At 35.8% G+C, this 24284-nt stretch carries 12 protein-coding genes; 9 read left to right on the top strand and 3 right to left on the bottom strand.

The window, feature by feature from the left end:
• The first annotated feature begins 582 nt into the window (after nucleotides 1-582).
• The 4 genes from CHB80_RS13750 (at nucleotide 583) to CHB80_RS13735 (ending at nucleotide 11483) form a co-directional block, all read left to right on the top strand.
• Nucleotides 583-6813, top strand: coding sequence for a BspA family leucine-rich repeat surface protein (locus CHB80_RS13750; protein WP_089372068.1), 6231 nt, complete (start codon nucleotides 583-585; stop codon nucleotides 6811-6813).
• 661 nt (nucleotides 6814-7474) lie between these two features.
• Entirely contained in the window at nucleotides 7475-10504 is a 3030-nt protein-coding gene (locus tag CHB80_RS13745) for a sensor histidine kinase (RefSeq protein ID WP_089372067.1), read from the top strand.
• The gene (locus CHB80_RS13740) at nucleotides 10501-11130 is read left to right on the top strand and encodes a response regulator (RefSeq protein ID WP_089372066.1); all 630 of its coding nucleotides are present in this window, start codon (nucleotides 10501-10503) and stop codon (nucleotides 11128-11130) included. Before CHB80_RS13745 ends, CHB80_RS13740 begins: the two co-directional genes overlap by 4 nt.
• A 98-nt stretch (nucleotides 11131-11228) precedes the next feature.
• Nucleotides 11229-11483: a helix-turn-helix transcriptional regulator gene (locus CHB80_RS13735; protein ID WP_089372065.1), complete on the top strand. Its 255-nt coding sequence runs from the start codon at nucleotides 11229-11231 to the stop codon at nucleotides 11481-11483.
• 95 nt (nucleotides 11484-11578) lie between these two features.
• Here CHB80_RS13735 and odhB read toward each other — a convergent pair whose 3' ends face one another.
• Both odhB and CHB80_RS13725 read right to left on the bottom strand, forming a co-directional pair.
• Nucleotides 11579-12790, bottom strand: a complete 1212-nt coding sequence (gene odhB, locus CHB80_RS13730) for a 2-oxoglutarate dehydrogenase complex dihydrolipoyllysine-residue succinyltransferase (protein ID WP_089372064.1) — start codon at nucleotides 12788-12790, stop codon at nucleotides 11579-11581.
• A gap of 132 nt (nucleotides 12791-12922) precedes the next feature.
• On the bottom strand, nucleotides 12923-15673 hold the full coding sequence (locus CHB80_RS13725) for a 2-oxoglutarate dehydrogenase E1 component (protein WP_089372063.1): 2751 nt from the start codon (nucleotides 15671-15673) through the stop codon (nucleotides 12923-12925).
• Between the two features lie 111 nt (nucleotides 15674-15784).
• Here CHB80_RS13725 and CHB80_RS13720 point away from each other — a divergent pair, with 111 nt between their 5' ends.
• Nucleotides 15785-16321 carry a hypothetical protein gene (locus CHB80_RS13720; protein ID WP_089372062.1) on the top strand — a complete coding sequence of 179 codons (537 nt, stop codon included), beginning with the start codon at nucleotides 15785-15787 and terminating at the stop codon, nucleotides 16319-16321.
• 4 nt (nucleotides 16322-16325) lie between these two features.
• On the opposite strand, the gene CHB80_RS13715 is transcribed toward CHB80_RS13720, so the two are convergent.
• Nucleotides 16326-17300 carry a polyprenyl synthetase family protein gene (locus CHB80_RS13715; protein WP_089372061.1) on the bottom strand — a complete coding sequence of 325 codons (975 nt, stop codon included), beginning with the start codon at nucleotides 17298-17300 and terminating at the stop codon, nucleotides 16326-16328.
• 154 nt (nucleotides 17301-17454) lie between these two features.
• On the opposite strand from CHB80_RS13715, the gene CHB80_RS13710 reads away from it, so the two are divergent.
• The 4 genes from CHB80_RS13710 to CHB80_RS13695 are packed head-to-tail and all read left to right on the top strand — an operon-like array spanning nucleotide 17455 to nucleotide 24233.
• Nucleotides 17455-18060, top strand: coding sequence for a TetR/AcrR family transcriptional regulator (locus tag CHB80_RS13710; protein WP_089372060.1), 606 nt, complete (start codon nucleotides 17455-17457; stop codon nucleotides 18058-18060).
• Nucleotides 18060-19406 carry a TolC family protein gene (locus CHB80_RS13705; protein WP_089372059.1) on the top strand — a complete coding sequence of 449 codons (1347 nt, stop codon included), beginning with the start codon at nucleotides 18060-18062 and terminating at the stop codon, nucleotides 19404-19406. Before CHB80_RS13710 ends, CHB80_RS13705 begins: the two co-directional genes overlap by 1 nt.
• 29 nt (nucleotides 19407-19435) lie before the next feature.
• A complete protein-coding gene (locus tag CHB80_RS13700) occupies nucleotides 19436-20608 on the top strand; it encodes an efflux RND transporter periplasmic adaptor subunit (RefSeq protein ID WP_089372058.1) in 1173 nt (390 codons plus the stop codon).
• Between the two features lie 4 nt (nucleotides 20609-20612).
• Complete coding sequence (locus CHB80_RS13695) at nucleotides 20613-24233, top strand: efflux RND transporter permease subunit (RefSeq protein ID WP_089372057.1); 3621 nt, start codon at nucleotides 20613-20615, stop codon at nucleotides 24231-24233.
• Nucleotides 24234-24284 lie beyond the last annotated feature (51 nt).

Below are 24284 nucleotides of genomic sequence, written 5' to 3'. Positions count from 1 at the left end.
TTCAATCCCGCGAACCTGCCTATCGGCAGATAGGGGAGGGAATCTCAACTTGTCATCTCGAGCGCAGTCGAGAGCTCGCAAAAATACATACCTAAAACTCCTCGACTACGCTCGAAGAGACAAACATAATGTGATCCCTTTTCGTAAAACCATAAATAGAATAACACTCTATCAATAGAACATTACTCTATATTTTATTATCATTTTGTAATGTAGAATTAGAGGTTAATTAATACGTCATCTTGAACTTACTTGTGCTGCACTTGTTTCAGCATTTCAAGACCCCATAAATTTGACAACTAGTGTGATGAGATTCTGAAATGAATTCAGAATGACGTATTAAGTTGCTTTATTCACTTTCTTTTTCAAATTCAATTTCATAACCAGTCATTTCGATACTATTTTCGCTTTAAGCGAAAATCACTCAATCTCCTTACTTTTTTCACTTCAAAAATCTAAAATCAGAAATCTACAATCTTCATTCTATACTACGTACCCCTACGTATTTTTTGCAGGAGGTACGTATAGGTAAAGAAAACTCTTACGCCTACTTTTACATCCTAAACTAACATCCCTATTGTTATGAAAAAACTACTACTTGTTTTTATTTGTATCATCAGTATTACAAATACGCTACAGGCACAAACTACATACACCTACACAGGAACAGGTGACTGGACAGATACTGCAAATTGGAGTCCTTCGTATCCTGGACTGTTTATACCTAATGGTGACACCGCCATTATTTCGGCAGGTTCTCAAGCTACAGTGCCTAATGGTAGCGGTGGCATTAGTATTGAAGGAAGAATAGATATTGATGGGATACTTATTATTAATACCACCTCTTCTTTTTCAACTATAAGCCCTTTATTTAATATTCGTATTAATTCAACAGGAACCCTCCAGAACAATTCTACCATTTTTAATGACGGCAATTTTATAAATTCTGGTATGCTCATCAATAATGGTTTTATAAATAACGATCGTTTATTCTCAAGTGGTGGTAGTGGTGATTTTAACAATCAAAATGTTATTCGCAACAGAACTGGAGGTGAAATGAATTTGTCTAGTAGTTCTCCATTTGTGAATATGAATTCCGGTATCATTAATGATTTTGGCGGGCAATTAACCCTATTAGGACTTAACTTAACAGGAAACTTTAGCAATTCTGGCTCCATTACATTTTTTAATGCAGGTTTTTTTGGTACGTTAACCAATACCGATACTGGAACGATAGCTAGCCCTGCTAGCAGTTTTACTATTCAATCTGGCGGAACGATTATCAATGATGGCACCATAAATAGTATTAGAAATTTTACGATATCAAATGGAGGAACATTAACTAATAGTGGTTTCCTTAATATTAACAACTTCACCTTTACTATAAGCAGTGGTGCGATACTTACAAACTCCACAACAGGCGCTATTACCAATAATGCAACGCTAAATACTTCTTCTTTAGGAACTCTAATTAATGGTGGAACCTTATTAGGAGACAACATAAGCCATGGTGGTGATTTTAGTAATGCAGGTATGGTAAGCCCAGGAAATTCAATTGGTACGTATACGTTTAATATGGGTTATACACACCAAAGCACAGCAATATTAACTACAGAAATAGAAAGCACTTCAAATTTTGATGCCGTAACCGTAACAGCAGCAGCAACTTTAAGTGGCACACTAGATGTTAGCTTAGTAAACGGCTTTACACCAAGTGTCGGAGACACTTTTACCATCTTAACAGCTAATTCAATATCTGGTACTTTTACAACCACAAATTTACCGGCTGGTTACAATTGGAATATTAACTATACAGCAACAGAAGTTATTTTAGAAGTTTCTGCACCCACATTTACAGCTCCAGCAGATATCTGCGAGCAAACAGCAATACAAAATGGTCTCGATGGTGGTTTGCCTATAGGAGGCGTGTACTCAGGACCAGGAGTAACAGATGATGGTAACGGGATGACCTATAGCTTTAATCCAACAACATCAGGAGTTGGAACTCATACTTTAACATACACACAAAGTGGAACTAGTGCGATGGATGATATAGAAGTCTTTGCTGCACCAACAGTAGCCTTTACAGCACCACCAAATCTAGCCGTAGATGCAGGTATACAAACAGGTCTTAGTGGCGGTACACCAGCGGTAAGTATTACATCTACAACAGTTACCCTAAATATTAGTTATGATGTTTTTGGTTTTGCAGGTTTTATTGGAGGAGATATTGTATTTGATGGCGCTGGAGCTATGCTATCCACAGACGTTACTGCAAACAATGAAGCTAGTGGTAGTGCAGTAAATTTAGTAAATGCAACCGCTTTGGGCGACACTATAACACTAACATTTGATAATGGTCAAACACCAAATATCGTTGCAGATACTGCAATTATAGGTGCTTCAGGAACTATAAATTTCATCTCTGGTACTGACTTTACTATTGGTGGAGATCTTCTAGATTTCTTATCAGGTACAGGGACTGCAAGTTCAGAAACAGTGGGTTTTGGTATATACGCTGGTCCCGGTGTAACAAATGAAGCTAGTGGAACCCTCTATAGCTTTGATCCTGCAGTAGCTGGTGTAGGTACACACATTATTGAGTATACATTTACAGATGCTAACGGCTGCGCTGCTAGTGCCAGTGATACCATAGAAGTGTTTACTGAAATGTCAGAATTTATAACCACTTGGAAAACCGATAATCCGGGCACTTCTAATGACAACCAGATTACGATACCTGCCATAGGAGGCAATTACACCGTAGATTGGGGTGATATGTCTACGCCTGACACCAATGTAAGTGGAGCGATTACTCATACGTATACCACAGCTGGAACGTATACAGTAACGATTTCTGGAACATTCTCAACGATATTTTTTAATAATGAAGGAGACCGCGAGAAAATCCTTACTGTAGAAAATTGGGGAGACCCGGTATGGAATTCGATGGCAAGGGCTTTTCAAGGATGCACCAATTTGGTTATAAACGCACCTGACTCCCCAGATTTATCTCAAGTTACTAGCATGGCAGGAATGTTTGATGGCGCCACTGCTATGAATCAAGATATTGGAGACTGGGATGTGAGCAATGTACAGAATCTCGATGGGATGTTTAGAAACACACCTTTTAATCAAGACATCAGCAGTTGGGACGTGAGCAATGTAAGCGTTTTTGCCTTTATGTTTGATGGTGCCTCTGCGTTCAATCAAGATTTAAGTGCTTGGGGAACTCGTTTAGGAAGTGCCGATAATATGGCTTCTATGTTTAGAGGCGCCGCTGCTTTTAATGGCGCTATAGAAAACTGGGATGTAAGTACAGTTACCAATATGGTTGGTGTTTTTGAAGGTACTGCTTTTAATAGAGACATCAATACTTGGGATGTAAGTAATGTAAGCAATATGGCTTTTATGTTTTCTGATGCGACTGCATTTAATCAACCTCTGGATCAATGGGCAACACGCTTAGGAAATGTGACGGATATGACTAACATGTTTGAAGGAGCTACTGCATTTAATCAGGATATAAGCAACTGGGATGTGAGTACGGTACAATTAATGGCAGGCATGTTTTCTGGCGCAACCACTTTTAATATACCTATTGGAGCTTGGGGAACAAATACAGCCAGTGTTGTCAATATGGAATTCATGTTCAATGAAGCAACAAGCTTTGATCAAGATTTAGGAAGTTGGAATGTAGAAAATGTAAGCAATATGACTGCGATGTTTTTTGGTGTTACCCTTTCTGCGGACAATTATGATAGTTTGCTCACAGGTTGGAGCACGCAAACACTTCAAAATGATGTAGAATTTGATGCAGGAAATAGCGGATACTGTACTGCAGAAGCTGCTAGACAATCTATCATAGATAATTTTAATTGGAATATCATAGATATAGGTCCTGAAAACATACCGCCTGTAATTTCAGATTGCCCAACAGATATTATGGTCCCTGAACCAGCAAATCCAACAGATTGTGGTGCTATAGCCACTTTTACAACCCCTACAGCAATAGATAATTGTTCTACCGCCACCATCACACAAGTGGAAGGTCCTACTTCTGGAAGTTTTTTTCCTTCAGGAACTACTGTAGTAACTTTTGAAGCAGTAGATGCTGTTGGAAATGTGGCAACATGCTCTTTTAATGTCATTGTAGCCAATAGTACACCTCCCGTTGCAGTGTGTCAACCTTTTACCTTACAACTGGATGCAAATGGTATGGCTACCCTAAATCCGCAAGATGTAGATGGCGGTAGCACAGATGACTGTAATAGTATCAACCTTAGTGTAAGCCCTAATTCGTTTAGCTGTGCAGATGTAGGAACCCCACAGATGGTGACACTCACTGTAGATGATGGTAGTGGTAATATAGATACGTGTACAACTATGGTTACGGTAGAGGACTCCATTGCGCCTACTATTAATTGTCAAGATCTTACCGTAGATCTCGACATGAGTGGTACAATTACTTTAGATCCAGCTACTGTTTTAGCTAATTCAGCAACTTTTGAAGTAGTACTTATAAGTGGAAATAATGATTCAAATTTACCAGGAAGTTCTGATATTACAGTACCTATCACCGAAGATGTAACCATCACTTTTGATTGGACCTATGCAACTGATGATGGGGCTGAGTTTGACCCTTTCGGATATCTCCTCAATGGTGTGTTTACAGAACTAACGGATATCGCTGGTGATGATTTCAATCAATCGGGTACAGAAACCGTAATGTTAAGTAATGGTGACACTTTTGGATTTAGAGCCTTTACGCTAGACAACACCTTTGGTCCTGCGACGACTACTATTACTAACTTCCAACCAAGCTTTCAAGGGCAATTTGCCTCTGCAAACTGGACCGAAACCCTTACCGAATCAGATGGTTCTGCGGTAATCAACGAAAATTTAGCTGTTTTTGATGCCTGCGGTATCAATACCATCACGATGAGTCAAACCACATTTACGACAGCAGATATAGGATCAAATCCAGTAATATATACTGTAACCGACGTAAATGGAAATGTAAATACGTGCAATGCGTTTGTGAATGTGTTTTCTGCGGGGACTAGTTGTCCTACCACAACCACCTATACAACAGCAGGAGGTTGGGACAATGGAACTCCAAATGCAACCACAAGAGCGATTATTGCTGAAGATTACAATACGTCAACCATGGGGCTTGGAGACATCACAGCCTGTGAGCTTGTCATAAATTCAGGAGCTATCTTAACCATCACTGATAACAATTCTGTAAGCGTAGAGAATAATATTATTATAAACGGAACACTAGATGTAGCTAACACAGGAAGTGTCGTGCAAGTTCAAGAAGATGCTATTACTATTAATAATGGAGCTATAGCTGTCGCGAAAACAACCCCAATCCTAGACGATCGTAATTTTGTAGCGATGAGTAGTCCAGTAACTGCTGAAACTAGAGATCGAGTCTATGGAAATTCTAGAGCTGTTTTTAGTATCATCCCAAGTAACTTTATACCTTTTACAATTGACTTCCTTGAATTCCCAGAATTTGAGTTTGCAGAAAACTTCCTCGATGATAATAATGATTACTTATTACCTGTTACTGGAATTACCGCTTTACCAGATGCAGGTATTGGACAACTCATATTCCCACAACCTGAACCGAATGTAGGAGATGGTTCATATACACTGACCTACACACAAAGTCCTATGAATCCGGGAACTTTAAACTCAGGAACGATTACGGTGCCGATCAACTATAATGGCCCTGCAACTACCAACAACTATAATCTGTTAGGAAATCCTTATGCTTCGGCGATAGATGTGACTGCTTTTATAAATGCCAATGATGCTGTAAATGAAGTGTACTATTGGGATCATATTACCAATCCTACATCAGAGCTTCCTGGTTTTGGAACCAGTAACTTCTCCATGAATGATATTTCTATCCGCAATGCCATGATGGGAATTGCTGCGGTTAATGGGGGTACTGAACCCGGACAGTTTATGGCTTCTGGACAAGGGTTTGGAATTAAAGCAGACCAGGCAGAAATGGTCGCTGGAACGCCTGTGGTATTTACCAATAGCATCCGTGTTACTGGAAATAATGATGGGTTTAGAAATAGTGAAACTAGTGCTGATATTGATAAGCTATGGCTCAACTTGACCACTACCGCTTTTGACGAAGCCATTGCTCAAACAGGTATTGGATTTACACCTGAGGCAACACCTTCTATTGACAAAGGCTATGATAGTCCGCGAGTGGGAACCTTCTTGTCTCTATTTACAAGGGTAGATTCTGGAGAACTTTTAGGTATTCAGGCAAGAGAAGCTTTTGAAGCTGACATGGAAATTGCGCTTGGCTTCTCAACGTCTATCGAAGCCGAAACTCCGTACACCATAAGCATTGGAAATCTTGAAGGAATCGCCATAGAAAATGCATCTGTTTTTATCATTGATCATCTGTTAAATACCATCATCAACTTAAACGAGCAATCCTATACGTTTACGGCTCAGAAAGGCTTACACACAGATAGGTTCACGATTGTATTCCAAGATCGCGACGTATTGAGTGCAGACGAAGAAAGCTTTCGCGAAAGCGTAATTAGCCTGTATCCTAACCCATCACAGGGTCAGATCACATTGGCATATGCTGGACCTTCAACACTTGAAAATGCTATAATTACTGATGTAAATGGAAAAATCATCAAGCGTATTGATCTTCAAAACTTTGATCAAATACAAACAATAGATCTAAATAATCTTGCGAGAGGGATGTATTTTATGCAGATCATATCGCAAGGAAATACGGTTACTAAAAAATTAATCCTACGATAATTGGGTGTTTTTAAAACATAAGAATAAAGACTAAAATGGTATATTGATTGGGGGATTAACTAAGCCATTTTATAAAAAAGAGGTGGTCTGAAAAGTAATTTAATACGTCATTCTGAATTCATTTCAGAATCTTATAGAGTTGATTATTAATTCGATGAAACACTGAAACAAATTCAGTTTGACAAAAATTACACCTTTTCAGACAGCCTCTTTTTTTCAATTTCAAGGAATACGTACCCCTACGTATTTTTTGCATTAGGTACGTATTTGTTTCCTTATTTTTTGATAGTACATTTACCAAAAGTTTAAAAGCTCTCAAGTAACAACCTAAAAAATGTTTTCGCGAAAGCAATAAAAATATATAAATATCATTTTAATAGATATTTGTACTTTTATGAAAACTTTTCACCCAAAATGAAATATAAGATAAGGGGAGTATCTAATATATGAACACTCATCCTTAGAATGGCTTTATGATTGGGGGATCAATAAGTCATTTTCAAAAAAAAGACCGAGCTATTTGTTCGGTCTTTTATAGTTTTAATACGACTACGATACATTTACATCCTTATATCTATCTCCAAAAAGGAATTAACAACTATATTACAAAATACTTATTTTTGAAAGATTTTATACTAACCCCTTAGTATCCAAATACCTATTGAAAAAGCAGCTTCGTATATGTATCTTTATATTTCACATACTACTATATGTTCTATCTACTTATGCGCAAGACACTCCTCAAAGTCATAAAATATATGATAGTAAAGACGGATTTCTTGTAGAGAATATAAATACGATGCTTTTTGACAATGATGGATGGTTATGGATTTCAGGACATCGATCAACCCCCGATGAGTTTAAGACTCGTAGTAGTGTAAGTATTCTACAACGTTACAATGGTAATTCCTTTCATACCATAGATTTACCTAACATACAACCATTTTCAAATGCCGTCATTAAAAAACGTCAAGATGGAAAAATATATGTGCATATTCAAGATCAGCAAAAGAATAAACAATCTCAGTTATTTTTATTAGACCCGAAGAGTTTAGCTATTAAAGAAGTTAAAATCCCAAAAGAAGATTTTGAGATTAAAGATAGTTATGAGTTTACACTTTATCCGTATATGGATGATTTCATACTATTTATAAACACTAATAAACGTAGCTACATATATAAATTACATCCTGATTTAACGATTTCATTACTTAATGAAATTCCCAACAAAAAAGATGTGCTCGTTTCTCAATTTATGGGCTTTGACGATCATTTTATTATTAATGATGATCGATCTGGCGTACATACATTTGATACTGAAGGTAATTTGATTAATTCTTTAGATGCCGATCATTTAGGTATCGATAAAAATCGTGTAGATTATCACCTTACTATCAACTCATTATTTACATATAATGACACCTATCACGCCAACTTTTTTTCAGGAACTGAAAATTATTTTTCTTATGATTCTGATAAACGAACTTGGGAAAAAGTATCTATTTTTAAAGATATAGAGAGCGAAAAAATCAATGCGAATAAGATTCATAACGACTCGTATGGTAATATCCTTCGCTTCGATAGTTTTGACACTAAATCTGGAGTACAGATGTCTCGTTATCTCAATACTCTTGATACTCCAGATTTCACATACGATGTAAATATCTCAAGAGTTCCTATCTATTTATCTAGAAATTTTGAAAAAGAAGTATTTATAGGAGAAAATAAGCAGTTACATCATATTATTTTTGAAAGCCCTAATTTTTCATTGTCTCTAAAGGATTATAGCATTCGGGGTATTTTACCCTTAGAAAATGATAAAATTCTGGTTTCTTCAGAAAGCAACGGATGGTATATTCTCAATCCCAAAACAAAAGAAATAAAACCTTATAAATTAACGCTTAATGGGCAACCATATATTGCCGATGAAAATCGTGGTTTTTTTAAAACTAAAAATGGTTTTTGGAGTTCGTACAACAAAGGAATTGTATATGTAGATGATACTTCTCAAAAATTAGAAACGTACATCCATTATCCTGTAGCTACAATGGTAGAGGATAGTACTTCTATTTATTATGGTACTCATAAGTATAAATTAATGCGGTTTGATAAAGTCACTAGAACACATCATGTGCTAGCCAACACAGATACTTTAGACATACAGGCCATTGTTAAAAAAGACAATACTATTTATGGCGCTACTGGTTCTGGTTTATTGGTGCATCAAAATGGAAAGACTATAATATATAAACCTACAGAACTCATAACTGAAAACTTTCTGCTCTCTATATTGTACACCGAACCCTACGGACTACTCATCGGGAGTCGTTCAGGAAAAATATTCCAGTTTGATACACAAACACACACATTTAAAATACTATATGAAGATCCACTCAACGCAAGTATTGCTACGTTTCTATTAGATGATCACTATCGATTATGGTTAAATACATTTTCTGGAATTGTAGCGTTTGACCCTTCAGATCAATCAGCAATAAGATATGGAGAAAGCGACGGACTAAGTCACTTTGAAAGCAATAGATATAGTGCCACAAAAACAGAAGATGGATACTTTCTTGTTGGTACATTAAGAGGGCTCAATTATTTTCATCCAGACTCCATTAGTAAAAACAAAATTGACGCATCATTACATCTTTCTTCATTAAAATATTTTGACAAAAAATCCAACAGTTCCCTTCGAGAATTAAGCCCCGAAAAATTAAATTCTATAACAACAATAACCCTTCCTGCAGAACATCGCAATCTTAATATTGAATTTGGATTACTTGGTCTGTTTATTAATGAAACTGTGAATTATAGGTATCGTTTTAATCAGGAAAACTGGACAAGTCTGGAAAGAAAAAATCAATTAAATTTAGTGAATCTAGCTCCTGGAAATTATGATTTAGAAGTTGAAGCTTTAGATTCTTCTCAACAAAAAATTGGAAACTCATTATTTCTACAAATACACGCTAAAAATTATATTTATAAATCTTTTTGGTTCTATCTAATATTGGTTTTATTATTTGGAATGATAGGAGTTTGGTACATCCTACAACTTAAGAAGCAACATCAGCTTAAAGAACAATTTTCAACACAACTCATCAACACACAGGAGACAGAACGTTCTAGGATAGCAAAAGAATTACATGACAGTATTGGACAAAAATTACTCTTACTTAAAAATACATTATTACTAAAAAACAACACATCAGATGCTTCAATCCCTCTTGTAGAAGATACCATCAATGAGGTTCGGGAGATGTCACATAATTTACACCCCTTTCAGTTTGAACAATTAGGGTTAACACAATCCTTACATAACCTGATCGATGCATTCCAGAACACATCTCCTATCTTTTTTTCGGCCGATATAGAACCTATTGAAAGCCGTATCCCAAAAGAAAAGGAAATTTTTATTTTCAGAATGATACAAGAATGTATTTCTAATGTCATCAAACATGCTAAAGCAACTGCTTGCCAATTAAATGTGACTAGAAAAGGAAAAAAAATTCTATTTGTATTAAAAGATAACGGACAGGGTTTTGATATGAATCATTATACAAATCACACTTCTCATTTAGGACTAAGAACCTTAAAAGAAAGAGCTCAATATATAAATGCACAATTAGATATTACCTCTAGTATTCATAAAGGTACTACCATTACCATAACTGTTTTGACAGCATGAAAAAAACAACAATTATCATAGCAGATGATCACCCTTTGCTTTTAAGCGGTACTGAAAACTTTCTTAAAAGTAAAGATTACAACATACTAGATACAGCCACCGATGGGAATACAGCTTACAATACGATCTCTAATTTACAACCAGAGATTGCTATTCTTGATTTTGACATGCCTAAACTTAATGGATTGGAAATAGCAAAATTATGTGTGCAACATCATGTAGATACAAAAATTATTATCCTTACACTACATAAAGAAGAAGCCATCATAAAGCAATTAGGAAAAACCATTCAAGGATATATTCTCAAAGACGACACGCTTCAGGAAATAGAAACGTGTATTATAGAAGTATGCAAAGGCAATATTTATAAAAGTAAAAAACTACAAGAAGAGATATACCTTCCTAATAATTCTAGTGAGATCATTAAAAAACTAACCCCAACAGAATTAAAAATTTTACGATACCTAGCAAAAGATTGGTCTTCTTCTCAAATTGCCGATCATCTCTTTATTTCCAAAAGAACTGTAGAAAAGCACAGATCTAATATCATTCACAAATTAGAGATTAAATCGTCTCAAAATGCATTACTACTTTGGGTTCAAAAACACCCTTCTTTATTCTCTTAATTTATTTTATGCTTTCGCGAAAGCGTAAAACGTTTAGTTTACTACATATACGTAGGTCTACGTATATGTAATTAAAGAATCTTCTTTTACATTTAACAATGGCAAAACGAAGAGCGCATCAATCTCAAAATATTCTAAAGAAACTCTCCAAAACCGAATTAGAGATTCTTAGGTATATTAAAGAAGGGCATACATCATCTGAAATTGCAACGATTAGAAATTGTTCTCCTAGAACTATAGAAAAACATCGCTCTAATAGTATTCAGAAACTTGGGATTCCCTCTTCTCAAATGGCCTTATTTCTTTGGACACAAAACAATGATATTCCAAAAAATAAAAATAGTATTACGTAAGCTGCTTAACACTTAAATGTTGGGGGACATTTAGTATATAGCAAAAAAAACCGAGCTAAATGCTCGGTTTTTTTTATTCTTAAAGAACTATGTATTTACATTTCTAGTGCTTTCTTTATATCACCATCCATTAATAAATTAATTGGATCTTCTAAAGCTTCTTTTACAGCTACTAAGAATCCTACAGATTCTTTTCCATCAATGATACGGTGATCATATGATAATGCTACAAACATAATAGGTGCTACAATAATTTGTCCATCTTTTACAATAGGACGTTCTACGATATTGTGCATTCCTAAAATACCTGACTGCGGTGGATTAATGATGGGAGTAGATAGCATAGATCCAAATACACCTCCATTAGAGATTGTAAAAGTTCCTCCTGTCATTTCATCTACTGTAATTTGTCCATCACGAGCACGGATTGCTAGGCGCTTCACTTCGCTTTCTACCCCTCTAAATGATAGGTTTTCTGCATTGCGAATTACAGGAACCATCAATCCTTTAGGTCCAGATACAGCTATCGAAATATCTTTGTAATCAAACGTTAACATTTCCTTCCCGTCAATCATACTATTTACGGCAGGATATAACTCTAAAGCTCTTACTACTGCTAGCGTAAAGAAGGACATAAATCCTAAGCTTACTCCGTGTTTTGCTTTAAAAGCTTCTTTATATTCTTTACGGACATCAAATATAGGTTGCATGTTTACCTCGTTAAAGGTAGTAAGCATAGCTGTGGTGTTTTTAGCTTCCACAAGACGCTCTGCTACTTTACGACGCAACATCGATAATTTTTTACGGCTTTCTCCTCTAGCCCCAGGCCCTGGAGTTCCCATAGAAGGAGTTGCTTTTACAGCATCTTCTTTGGTAATACGTCCATCACGACCAGATCCAGATACCTGACTAGCATCCATTCCTTTTTCGTCAAGAATCTTTTTTGCTGCTGGACTCGGTGTTCCCGAAGCATATGTTTTTGTTGCAGGTGCTTCTACTTTAGGAGTAGGTGCAGGTGCTTCTTCCTTCTTAGCGGGTGCTTCAGTTTTTGTTTCTCCTGAAGGAGCCTCGGCAGCAGTATCTATAAGGCAAACTACAGCGCCAACCTCTACAGCATCTCCTTCTTCTGCTTTAAGTGTAATAACACCACTTACTTCAGCTGGAAGTTCTAATGTAGCTTTGTCACTATCTACTTCGGCAATCGCTTGATCTTTTTCTACATAATCGCCGTCTTCAACAAGCCATTGTGCAATTTCTACTTCAGTGATGGATTCTCCCGGTGAAGGGACTTTCATTTCTAAAACCATAGTTATTCTAATTACGCTTTTTATGCTTTCGCGAAAGCGGACTTATTAATTAAACTTTCTCGAAGGAGGGAGTCACATCCTCCTTTCAAAATTAATCTTTCTTATTACGAGATTTCCATCTTCATGGAAATTTTATTTTTCTTTTGGTGTTTCAAAAACACTTTCTATTACTTTTCTATGTCTAGCTTTTGATCTGGTACTACTACCTGCTGCTGGTGAGCTATAAACTCTACGAGAAGCAACACGTAACCTTACTTGATCAAAATTCATAAGCATATATCCCCAAGCTCCCATATTTCTAGGCTCTTCTTGTGCCCAAACATAGTCAGTCACATTAGGATACGATGCTATAATTTCCTTAATCTTATCTTGTGGTAAAGGAAATAATTGCTCTATACGTACTATAGCAGCTGTATCTATTTTGTTTTCTTCACGATATGCTAATAAATCATAATAGAATTTACCCGTACAGAAAACAAGAGATGTTGCTTTTTTCTTATCTACTTTTTGATCATCAAAAACTTCTTGGAAACTTCCATTGGCAAGATCTTCTTTACTGCTTACTACAAGTGGATGTCTCAATAATGATTTTGGAGTAAACACAACTAGTGGTTTTCTAAAATTCCACTTCATTTGTCTACGTAATAAATGGAAAAAGTTTGCTGGTGTTGTCACATCTGCCATAATCATATTATCATGAGAGCATAATTGTAAATACCGCTCCATACGTGCACTTGAATGCTCAGATCCTTGTCCTTCATATCCATGAGGCAGGAGCATTACAAGTCCGTTCTGAGTTTTCCATTTTGATTCTGCTGCAGAAATATATTGATCTAGCATGATCTGTGCTCCATTTGAAAAGTCTCCAAATTGTGCTTCCCAAATCGTCAACGTTTTAGGAGCTGCCATGGCATATCCATAATCAAATCCTACGACTCCATATTCTGAGAGCAATGAATTATAGATATCCATATGCCCCTTTACATCAAGCCTATTATGAAGATTTACTTCTTCGTTTCCATCTTCTGTTTTAATAATCGCATGACGATGTGAGAACGTACCACGCTCTACATCTTGTCCTGAAATACGAACATTAAACCCTTCTTCCATTAAACTAGCATAGGCAAGTAATTCACCCATTCCCCAGTCTAATTTATTGATTTCTGTATATTGCTTATTACGATCTGCAACAATACGTTCTATCTTACGAATAAACTTCTTGTCTTCAGGTAATTTAGTAATCCCATTTGCAAGAACATCTAACTTAGCTTGATCATATGTAGTATCTACAGGAGCAAGTATATCTTCTAGTGTACCTAGCTCGTAATCTTTCCAATCATCTGCCAGAATCTCGGTAATGACCGTTTTATCTCTTTTACGAGAAGCTTCTAAATTTTCTTCTAGATCACTTTTATATTTCTTTTCAAGTTCTTTTACATACCCATCTGCAATGACACCTTCACTTAGTAAACGAGCGGCATAAATATCTCTTGGATTTTTATGTTTTGAAATTGCTTTATACAATTTTGGTTGTGTAAAACGAGGTTCATCACCTTCATTGTGGCCATATTTACGATACCCTAAAATATCTATAAACACATCACGTCCAAACTCCATTCTGAAATCTAATGCAAATGCAAATGCATGGCAAACAGCTTCTACATCATCTCCGTTTACATGAAGCACAGGAGACAAGGTTACTTTTCCAATATCTGTACTATAGGTAGAAGATCTTGCGTCTAGATAATTTGTAGTAAACCCTACCTGATTGTTTGCAACGATATGAATTGTTCCTCCGGTACGATAACCATCCAGTTGTGCCATTTGCACAATCTCGTATACAATACCTTGACCAGCAACCGCTGCATCACCGTGTATCGCTATTGGAAGGATTGCTTTTTCGTTTCCGTTTAATTTGGTGTCAATTTTTGCTCTTGACATTCCTTCTATAACGGCACCTACTGTTTCTAGATGGGAAGGATTAGGAGCAAGATCCATACGGATATTATGTCCTTTATCGCTTTCGCGAAAGCTTGTCCAGCCCATATGATATTTTACATCTCCATCAAATAATTCATCTTCATCATACTCTTTTCCATCAAACTCAGAAAAAATTGCTTCTGGTGATTTTCCAAAAATATTTGCCAATACATTTAATCGGCCACGATGTGCCATACCAAGCACAAATTGTTGTATTCCTTTTTCCGATCCACGTTCAATAAGTGTATCCAGTCCAGGAATCATCGCATCAAGTCCTTCTACAGAAAAGCGCTTTTGTCCTACATATTTAGAATGTAGAAATGTTTCAAAAGACACTGCTTGATTTAATTTATTGAGGATATGTTTTTTTTGTTCTGGATCAAAAGAAGGATGATTATCATTCGTATTTAACCAATTCTGAATCCATTGTCTTTCTTCAGGTTTACGTATATACATATACTCTACCCCTATAGAATCACAATAAATAGCTTCTAAGTGATTTACGATATCACGCAAACTTGTTTTACCTAATCCTAATATAGAACCTGCCTCAAACTGTTGATCTAAATCACTTTGAGAGAGATTGAAATTTTCTAAAGCAAGTGTAGGCTCATATTTACGTCTATTCCTTACAGGATTTGTCTTTGTAAATAAATGACCTCGTGTTCGATATCCATCTATTAAATTGACAACATCAAACTCCTTCTTTAGATTTTCAGGAATCACTATTTGAGTCCCTCCTACCTCATCTGAAACAGCATCGCTGCTTTCTATACCGAAGTCAAAACCTTGAAAAAAGGCTCTCCAACTAGGCTCAACACTGTCTGGGTTTTGTAAATACTGATCGTAAAGCTCTGAAAAATAAGCTGTATGGGCTGCGTTTAGAAAAGAAAATCTATCCATTGTAAGTTATAATCTATGTCTTACTGACATATAGACGTACAAAAATACAATATTTAACATTTTAGGGTATATAATTCCTATATTTATGAGATTATTTTAACAAACAGCCTCATGAAATATAAAAGTTACGTCTCTCTATGTATTCTATTTGTCCTTTTTTTAGGTATTCAAAGTAAAACAATAGCTCAAGAAGATCCCGCACCTAAACCACAAAGCGAATTTTGGAAAAAAGTTCGTTTTGGAGGAGGATTAGGTCTTGCTTTTGGTTCAAACAATACCCAAATAACAGTAGCACCAAGTGCGATATATCAATACAATCCTTACATTGCCTTTGGCCCCGGTTTAAACTTCAATTACCAGAAGTTTAGAGATTTTTCATCTACGCTTTATGGTGTGAGTGGTATCTTTTTGGCAAACCCTATTCCTGAAGTACAACTATCGGCGGAGGTAGAACAATTATTTGGAACGCAACGTATTGAAAGTATTGGTGGTGATATTACCAATGATATAAATAATACGGCTCTTTTCCTTGGAGCAGGTTATCGAATTCAAGGGGTCACTATAGGAGCTCGATACAATGTATTGTTTGATAACGATGACGGAATTTATGCAGAAGCATGGCAACCTTTTGTGAGAGTTTATTTTTAAAAAATTAAACCGTTCTCTTCATTAGGTTATTTCCGAATGCACGTAATAATTCTTTTTTATTTTCAGATATTTTTACGGTATCTAAAGATTTAAAAGCTCGTTGCGTATACTTTTCCATTTCAGATTTTGTAGCATCTGCAGCACCACTATCTATAAACTGTTGCTTCACAGTTTCTATTTTTTCTGTAGGGTCTACTGGTGTAATAGAAAATAAATGTTCTAATTGCCTAGCTTCATCTTTTTCAGATTTCTGTAATGCGGTGAGGTATAAAAATGTCTTTTTATTTTCTATAATATCTCCTCCTACTTGTTTTCCAAAAGTTTCTGGATCTCCAAATGCATCTAGGTAATCATCTTGTAATTGGAAAGCAATCCCTAAATCTCTACCGTAATTATATATAGACTCTTGACATTCTTTTGAAGCACCCGCAACAATAGCTCCCATTTTAAGAGCCGCACCTACTAAAACAGCGGTTTTATATTCGATCATTCTGAGATATTCAGGAATCGTAACATCATCTCTTGTTTCAAAATCTACATCATATTGCTGACCCTCACATACTTCTATAGCGGTTTTTGAAAATAGTTTTGCCAATTCCTTAAAAATCGCTCCATCATAATTTTCAAATAGTTGATAGGCAAGAATAAGCATCGCATCTCCAGAAAGTATCCCTGTATTTATATCCCATTTCTCATGCACTGTTTGCTGCCCTCTTCGTAAAGGAGCATCATCCATAATATCATCATGAACTAATGAAAAATTATGAAAAATTTCAATGGCTAATGCTGCATCTAAGGATTTTTGATAAGGCTGATCAAACAACTCTGTTGCCATTAATGTCAATACAGGACGTAATCTTTTACCCCCTAAATTCAAGATATAATTAATAGGGGTATATAAGTTTTTAGGTTCCTTATCTAGAGAACGTTCATTAAGATAATCTATAAAAATAGATGAGTATTCTAATACAGAGAGCATGAGATAAAAAAATTTAGATGCAAAAATACGGTTTCCATTGGTTATGGAGCTACATATGCTTTCGCGAAAGCGTATACAAATGTTAAATTATCGTAAAAACTTTGGAAACTTTAATCGTTTTTAAAGTTTCCATTGTACATTTGCATCGCAAACTATGAAAGAAAAAATATTACATACCGCCACTGAACTGTTTTTAAATCAAGGGTTTAAAAGCATTACAATGGATGATATCGCCAGAGAAATGGGGATATCAAAAAAGACAATTTATAGCCATTTTAGCAATAAAGAAGCTGTTATCGAAGGTTCTACTGCTGGGATTTTTAATATGATTTGTAGCGGAATTGACCTTATTACCGAAAACAAAAAGAATCCTATAGAAGAGCTTTATGATATCAAACGTTTTGTATTAGAACATTTAAAAGGAGAGCGTACGTCTCCTATGTATCAACTACAAAAATATTATCCCAAAATTCACAGATCACTACGTAAAAAGCAATATGATTTTATGCAAGACTGTATGATTGAAAATATTACACGTGGAGTTTCTGAAGGTCTCTTTAGAGAAAACATCAATGTGCAATTTGTATCACGTATTTATTTTACAGGAATGACAGGGATAAAGGATGGAGATATTTTTCCATCTTCAGAATTTCCACCACACATTTTATATGATATGTATTTAGAATATCATTTGCGTGGTATTGTAACACCTAAAGGTCGAAAATTATTAAACAAACTCATACAATCAAATCAAGAATAATGACAAGAATCTTAATCATCCTATTATTGTTAACTGGCTTCACTATCCAGGCGCAAGACAAAAAGAGCTTTTCTTTGGAAGAAGCCATTGAATTTGCACTAGACAATAATAAAACCGCTATTAATGCGCGTAGAGATATCGCAAAAGCGATTAAGCAAAAATGGGAAACCACCGCTTCGGGACTTCCTCAAATTGATGGAGTTATAGACTACCAAAACCAATTAAAACAACCCACCGCATTTATTCCTGCAGAATTTTTTGGAGGGGAGCCTGGCACTTTTGCCCCTGTAGTTTTTGGTACACAACAAAATGCTTCTGCAACAGCAACCCTTACACAATTAATATTTGATGGATCGTACTTAGTCGGTCTTCAAGCTGCCAAAGCATTTTTGGATTTTTCTGAAAATTCTAATGAAAAAACACAATTAGAAATTCGTAAAGGAGTCATTAACGCCTACGGAAGTGTACTTATCACTAGAGAGAATATTATAATTCTTAATAGCAATATCGCTACCGTTAAAAAGAATCTAGATGAAACTCGGATTATTTTTGAAAATGGACTTGCTGAAGAGGAAGATGTAGAGCAATTACAAATTACGTATAGTCAATTACTCAATCAAAAAGTAAATGCAGAACGTCTTGAAGGCATTGCTATTCAAATGCTCAACTTAGCAATAGGTGTTGATATTGCTACAGACACACAACTTACAGACACACTCACATCACTCGCTAAACCAGGACTAGGACTTTTTCAAGACAATCCTGAAATAGAGAAAAATGTAGACTATAAGATTGCTTACAATCTTACAGAACAACGCTCTTTAGAATTAAAATTAGAACGCAGTAAAGCATTACCTAGCCTAAGAGGTTTTATAAACGTAGGTACTGCCGCTGGACGTGATACATTTGATTTCTTTGATAGCGATCAGCGTTACTTTGCATCTTCCATTTTCGGACTCACCTTAGATGTGCCTTTATTTAGTTCTGGAGCTAGAAGCGCTCGTACTCAAAGAGCAAAAATAGCACTAGATCAAGCAGAGACAGATTTTGAATATGCACAAGAGCAAATCAGACTTGCTTATGAACAAGCAAAAAGTCAACATCAACTCGCTATAGACAACTTAGAGGTTTTTAAAAACAACTTAAGCTTAGCAGAACGCATAGAACAAAAAAATCAAATTAAGTTCAAGGAAGGAATTGCTTCAAGTTTTGAATTACGACAAGCACAAACGCAATTATATTCAGCTCAAAACTCTGTACTAGAGGCTATGCTAGATATGATTAATTCTAAAGCCGAACTAGAAACGGTATTAAACACACCAGATTACAGAAACACAAGAAACTAACAATACAACCGCATAAACATCAAACACTAATGAAAAACTTATTATCCATAGTAACCATAGCTCTAGTAATTGCTTCTTGTGGAGGCGATAAAGGCGGAACATCGGTTGAAAGCATTATTGAGACTGGTAATATAGAAGCTTTAAAAGCTAAGAAAGCTGAGTTAAGTACAAAAGCAGCTACTATTGCTACAGAACTTGATCAAATAGAAAAAGCAATAGCAGAAAAAGACCCTACCGCCAAAAAAGAAGTTCTTGTAACAACGATGGCTGTAAAAGACACCTTATTTAATCACTATGTTGAGATTCAAGGTAATGTTGAAACTAAGCAAAATGTACTTGTATACCCTGAATATCAAGGGACATTACTCCGTGTAAATGTCAAAGAAGGACAACGTGTTTCTAAAGGGCAAGTTCTAGGACGTATAGATGACGGCGGATTAAGTAGCCAATTAGCTCAATTAGAAACACAAGCTGCACTTGCAAAAACTACTTTTGAAAGACAAGAACGTCTTTGGAACCAAAAAATAGGATCTGAAATACAATACTTACAATCTAAGTCACAGTATGAGTCTGCAGAAAACATGGTAAATCAGATGAAAAGTCAGTTAGGAAAAACTGCCGTAAGAGCTCCTTTTACAGGAGTTATAGATGAGGTGATTACAGAACAAGGAACTGTAGTTGCACCAGGCATGGCATTATTTAGAATTGTAAATTTAAATAATATGTATGTAAGTGCAGAAGTTCCTGAAACCTATCTTACAACCGTTCGTAAAGGAAAAGATGTACGTGTATTCTTCCCAGTACTTAATGAAACTATAGAAGCTAAAATTAGACAAGCTGGAGATTATATCAATCCATCTAACAGAAGTTTTCCTATAGAAGTAGCCGTTCCAAATAAAACAGGAAACATAAAACCTAATCTTACCGCTAGGTTATCTATAAATGATTACACAGTAGATAATGCAATCCTTATTCCTTTAAATGTCATCAATGAAAATGCAGAAGGAGAACAGTATGTGTATACCGCTTTCGCGAAAGCGGACAACAACACAACCGTCGCTAAACAACAAATCATTACTACTGGCAAATCGCAAGGTGATAAAATAGAAGTGCTCTCTGGGCTTAAAAGTGGCGACCTTATTATCGTAGAAGGAGCACGTTCTGTAAAAGACAATCAAGAAGTAAGAATCTTAACATACTAACACCATGAGTGCAAAGAAAAAAAAGAATGTAAATAAAGAGTTTGGCTTATCTAGCTGGGCTATAGACAATCCTACCATTATCTATGTATTAGTGGCACTGTTCTTAGCATTAGGAATGGGAGCATATCTAGGTATGGCAAGAGAAAACTTTCCTGAAATTAATGAAACTAAGATATATGTCTCAGTTCCATATCCAGGAAATACCGCAGAAGACATTGAGCGTCTTATTGTAGATCCGTTAGAAGATAAGTTACAAAACCTATCTGGTGTAGAAGAGGTCCTTTCAACTTCCCAAGAAGACTATGCAATTATTACAGTAGAGTTTGATTATAAAATGGATGTTCAAGCTGCCAAACAAAAAGTAAAAGACGAGGTAGATAGTGAAACAGCCAATGAAGATTGGCCCACCTTTAATGGTGCTAAAGTAGAACCTAATGTTTTTGATTTAAGTATTTCTGAAGAAACACCTATTCTTAATGTAAATGTTTCTGGAGATTACCCTGTGGACAAACTCAAAGAGTATGCAGAATATCTTCAAGATGAAATAGAAAGCCTTAAAGAAATAAAAGAAGCAACCATCCGTGGAGCACAAGAACGAGAAGTAGAAGTTGCCGTAGACATTTATAAAATGATGGCTGCTAAGGTTAATTTTGACAACGTGTTAGGAGCTATAAGCAATGGTAACATGACACTTTCTGCAGGAAATTTAATTTCTAGTGGTCAACGCCGTAATATTCGTATTCTAGGCGAAATAGATACTCCTGAACAACTAGAAAATTTTGTTGTAAAGTCTGAAAACGGGGCTGTTTACTTAAAAGATATCGCTACCGTTACTTTTGCTGAAGAAGACAAAACTACCTATGCACGTGATCTTACCTTAGAAAAGGGAGAGTCTGTAAATGATGATGAAGTAAGTGAAAGCGTGGTCATGCTAGATGTAAAAAAACGTTCTGGAAAGAATATGATTGCAGCTGTAGAGCAGATTACAGAAATCATAAAAAAAGCTGAAACAGAAGTATTTCCTCCAGATGTAAAAATCACAACAGCAAATGACCAGAGTGCTAAAACAGAAAATCAAGTAAATGACCTTGTAAACAATATCATTTTCGGGATTATACTCGTAGTAGGGGTCCTTATGTTTTTCTTAGGTTTTAAAAATGCACTCTTTGTAGGGTTTGCAATTCCTATGTCAATGTTTATGAGTTTTATGATTCTAAACTTGATGGGATATACTATGAATACCATGATCTTATTTGCCTTAATTATGGGATTAGGGATGCTGGTAGATAATGGAATTGTGGTGGTAGAAAATGTATACCGCCTTATGGATGAAGAAGGGATGGGTCGTATCGAAGCTGCCAAAAAAGGAATAGGTGAAATTGCATTTCCAATCATTATTTCCACGCTTACTACGGTTGCAGCATTTGTACCACTTGGGCTATGGCCTGGTCTTATGGGGCAATTTATGATTTACTTCCCAATTACACTTTCGGTTGTATTAGGATCATCATTATTTGTTGCTATTTTTATTAACTCGATGCTAGTATCGCAGTTTATGAAAACTGATGAGAAACCACTTACAGCAAAACTTCTTATTCGTATTACGATAGCAATGCTTCCTATAGGCCTTATGATTCTTTTCCTTGGTGGTCCTATAAGAGGTTTTGGTTCATTAATATTGGTGACTATTGCTTTAATGTGGGTTTATAAATATGTATTACATAAAGCTGCAGAAGTTTTTCAACGTCGTTTTTTAACATGGCTAGAAAATAAATATCGTAACTTCTTAGGATGGGCATTACGTGGGTGGAAACCCATTGTTTTCACAATTGGAATTTTCTTCACATTAATTGCAACTGTAATGGCTTTTGGAATATCTGCAGGAAGCGGGCGTACCGCTATCGAATTCTTCCCAGATAATAAACCAAATCAGATTATTACCTATATAGAATATCCTGAAGGAACAGATATCAAAAAAACCAATGCAATTACTAAAGAAATAGAGCGTCGTATTTTTAAAGTCTTTAATGACCAAGAATATCTAGAGGGCGAGGATTATAACGCTTTAGTAGAGACCTCTGTTTCTCAAGTAGGAGAAGGCGCTGGAAATCCTCAAACAGACGGAGGAAGTGCAGCAGAGATGCCGCATCGTTCAAAGATTACTGCAACCATGCGTGAATATAAATTCCGTAATGGTGCCGATAGTGAAGAGTTACGATTTAAAGTACAAGATGCTTTAAAAGGTATTTACCCAGGCGTTGTGATTACTGTAGAGAAAGATGCCGCTGGACCTCCGCAAGGATATCCTATTAACTTAGAGTTGCAAGGTGATGACTATGGAGAACTTATCGTAGCTGCAGAAAAAATGCGAAACTATATAAATTCGCGTAATGTTCCTGGAGTAGATGAATTGAAAATTAATGTAAATAGAGGAAAACCAGGTACAGAAGTAATCGTAGATCGAGAAAAGGCTGGAGAACTAGGTGTTGCAGTAGGCCAAGTAGGTATGCAATTACGTCGTGCTATTTTTGGAGATAAAGCAGGTGTCTATAAAAAAGACGGAGAAGATTATGACATCTATGTTCGTTTTAAAGAAGATCAACGTTATGACAATTCAGCTTTATTTAATCAGAATATCATTTTCAGAGATCAGGCTAGTGGACAAATTAAAGAGATTCCTGTTGCTGCTGTAACCACTACAAAAAACACATCTTCATTTAGTGCTATTAAACACCGTGACTCCAAACGTGTTGTAACTGTATATTCTGCACTTGCTGCTGGATACACAGATGCAGGAGTAGTAGTGACTGCTATACAGGAAGAAATGAAAAATTTTACTGACTTACCCAAAAACGTTCAAGTAAATTATACAGGACAAATTGAGGAACAGCAAAAGGAAATGTCATTCTTAATGAGTGCCTTCTTTGGAGGTTTAGGACTCATCTTTTTCCTACTCATCTTTCAATTTAGTTCTATTTCAAAACCAGTGATTATAATGATTGCTATTTTTCTAAGCTTCATAGGTGTTTTTGGAGGTATTATTATTAGTGGGTCTTCTTTTGTGATTATCATGACAATGATGGGGATTATCTCCCTAGCCGGAATTGTAGTAAATAATGGCGTAGTACTTCTTGACTATACACAACTCTTAATAGATCGTAAAGAAGTTGCTTACGGACTTGAAGGAAAACAAATGCTAGACAAAGACATCACGAAACAACTTATTATAGAAGGAGGTCGTGCGCGTTTACGTCCTGTATTACTTACAGCCATCACAACAGTATTAGGGCTAATACCATTAGCTATTGGAATAAACATTGACTTCTTTGGATTATTTCAAGATTTTGATGCTGGAATTTACGTAGGAGGAGATAATGTAATTTTCTGGGGACCTCTAGCATGGACGGTAATTTATGGCCTTATCATTGCCACGTTCCTAACACTTATTATTGTACCTCTTCTTTATTATATCGTATATAGGATTAAGCTTTATTTTAGAGGTGCTGCGGTAATAGATAATGATCCAGAAACAGCACATATAGATGATGAAGAACTTGCTGATGCATTAGATGACAATATATTGGATAACGAATCTTTCAATTATCCAATCCCCGAAGGTGAATAAACACCCCCTATTTATTCCCTTTAAAAACGCCAGTGTACTACTGGCGTTTTG

Source organism: Dokdonia pacifica, from assembly GCF_900188275.1.
Lineage (GTDB): Bacteria > Bacteroidota > Bacteroidia > Flavobacteriales > Flavobacteriaceae > Dokdonia > Dokdonia pacifica.
The sequence above is the reverse complement of the archived record's forward strand: the minus strand, read 5'-3'. Positions and strand labels throughout refer to the sequence as shown.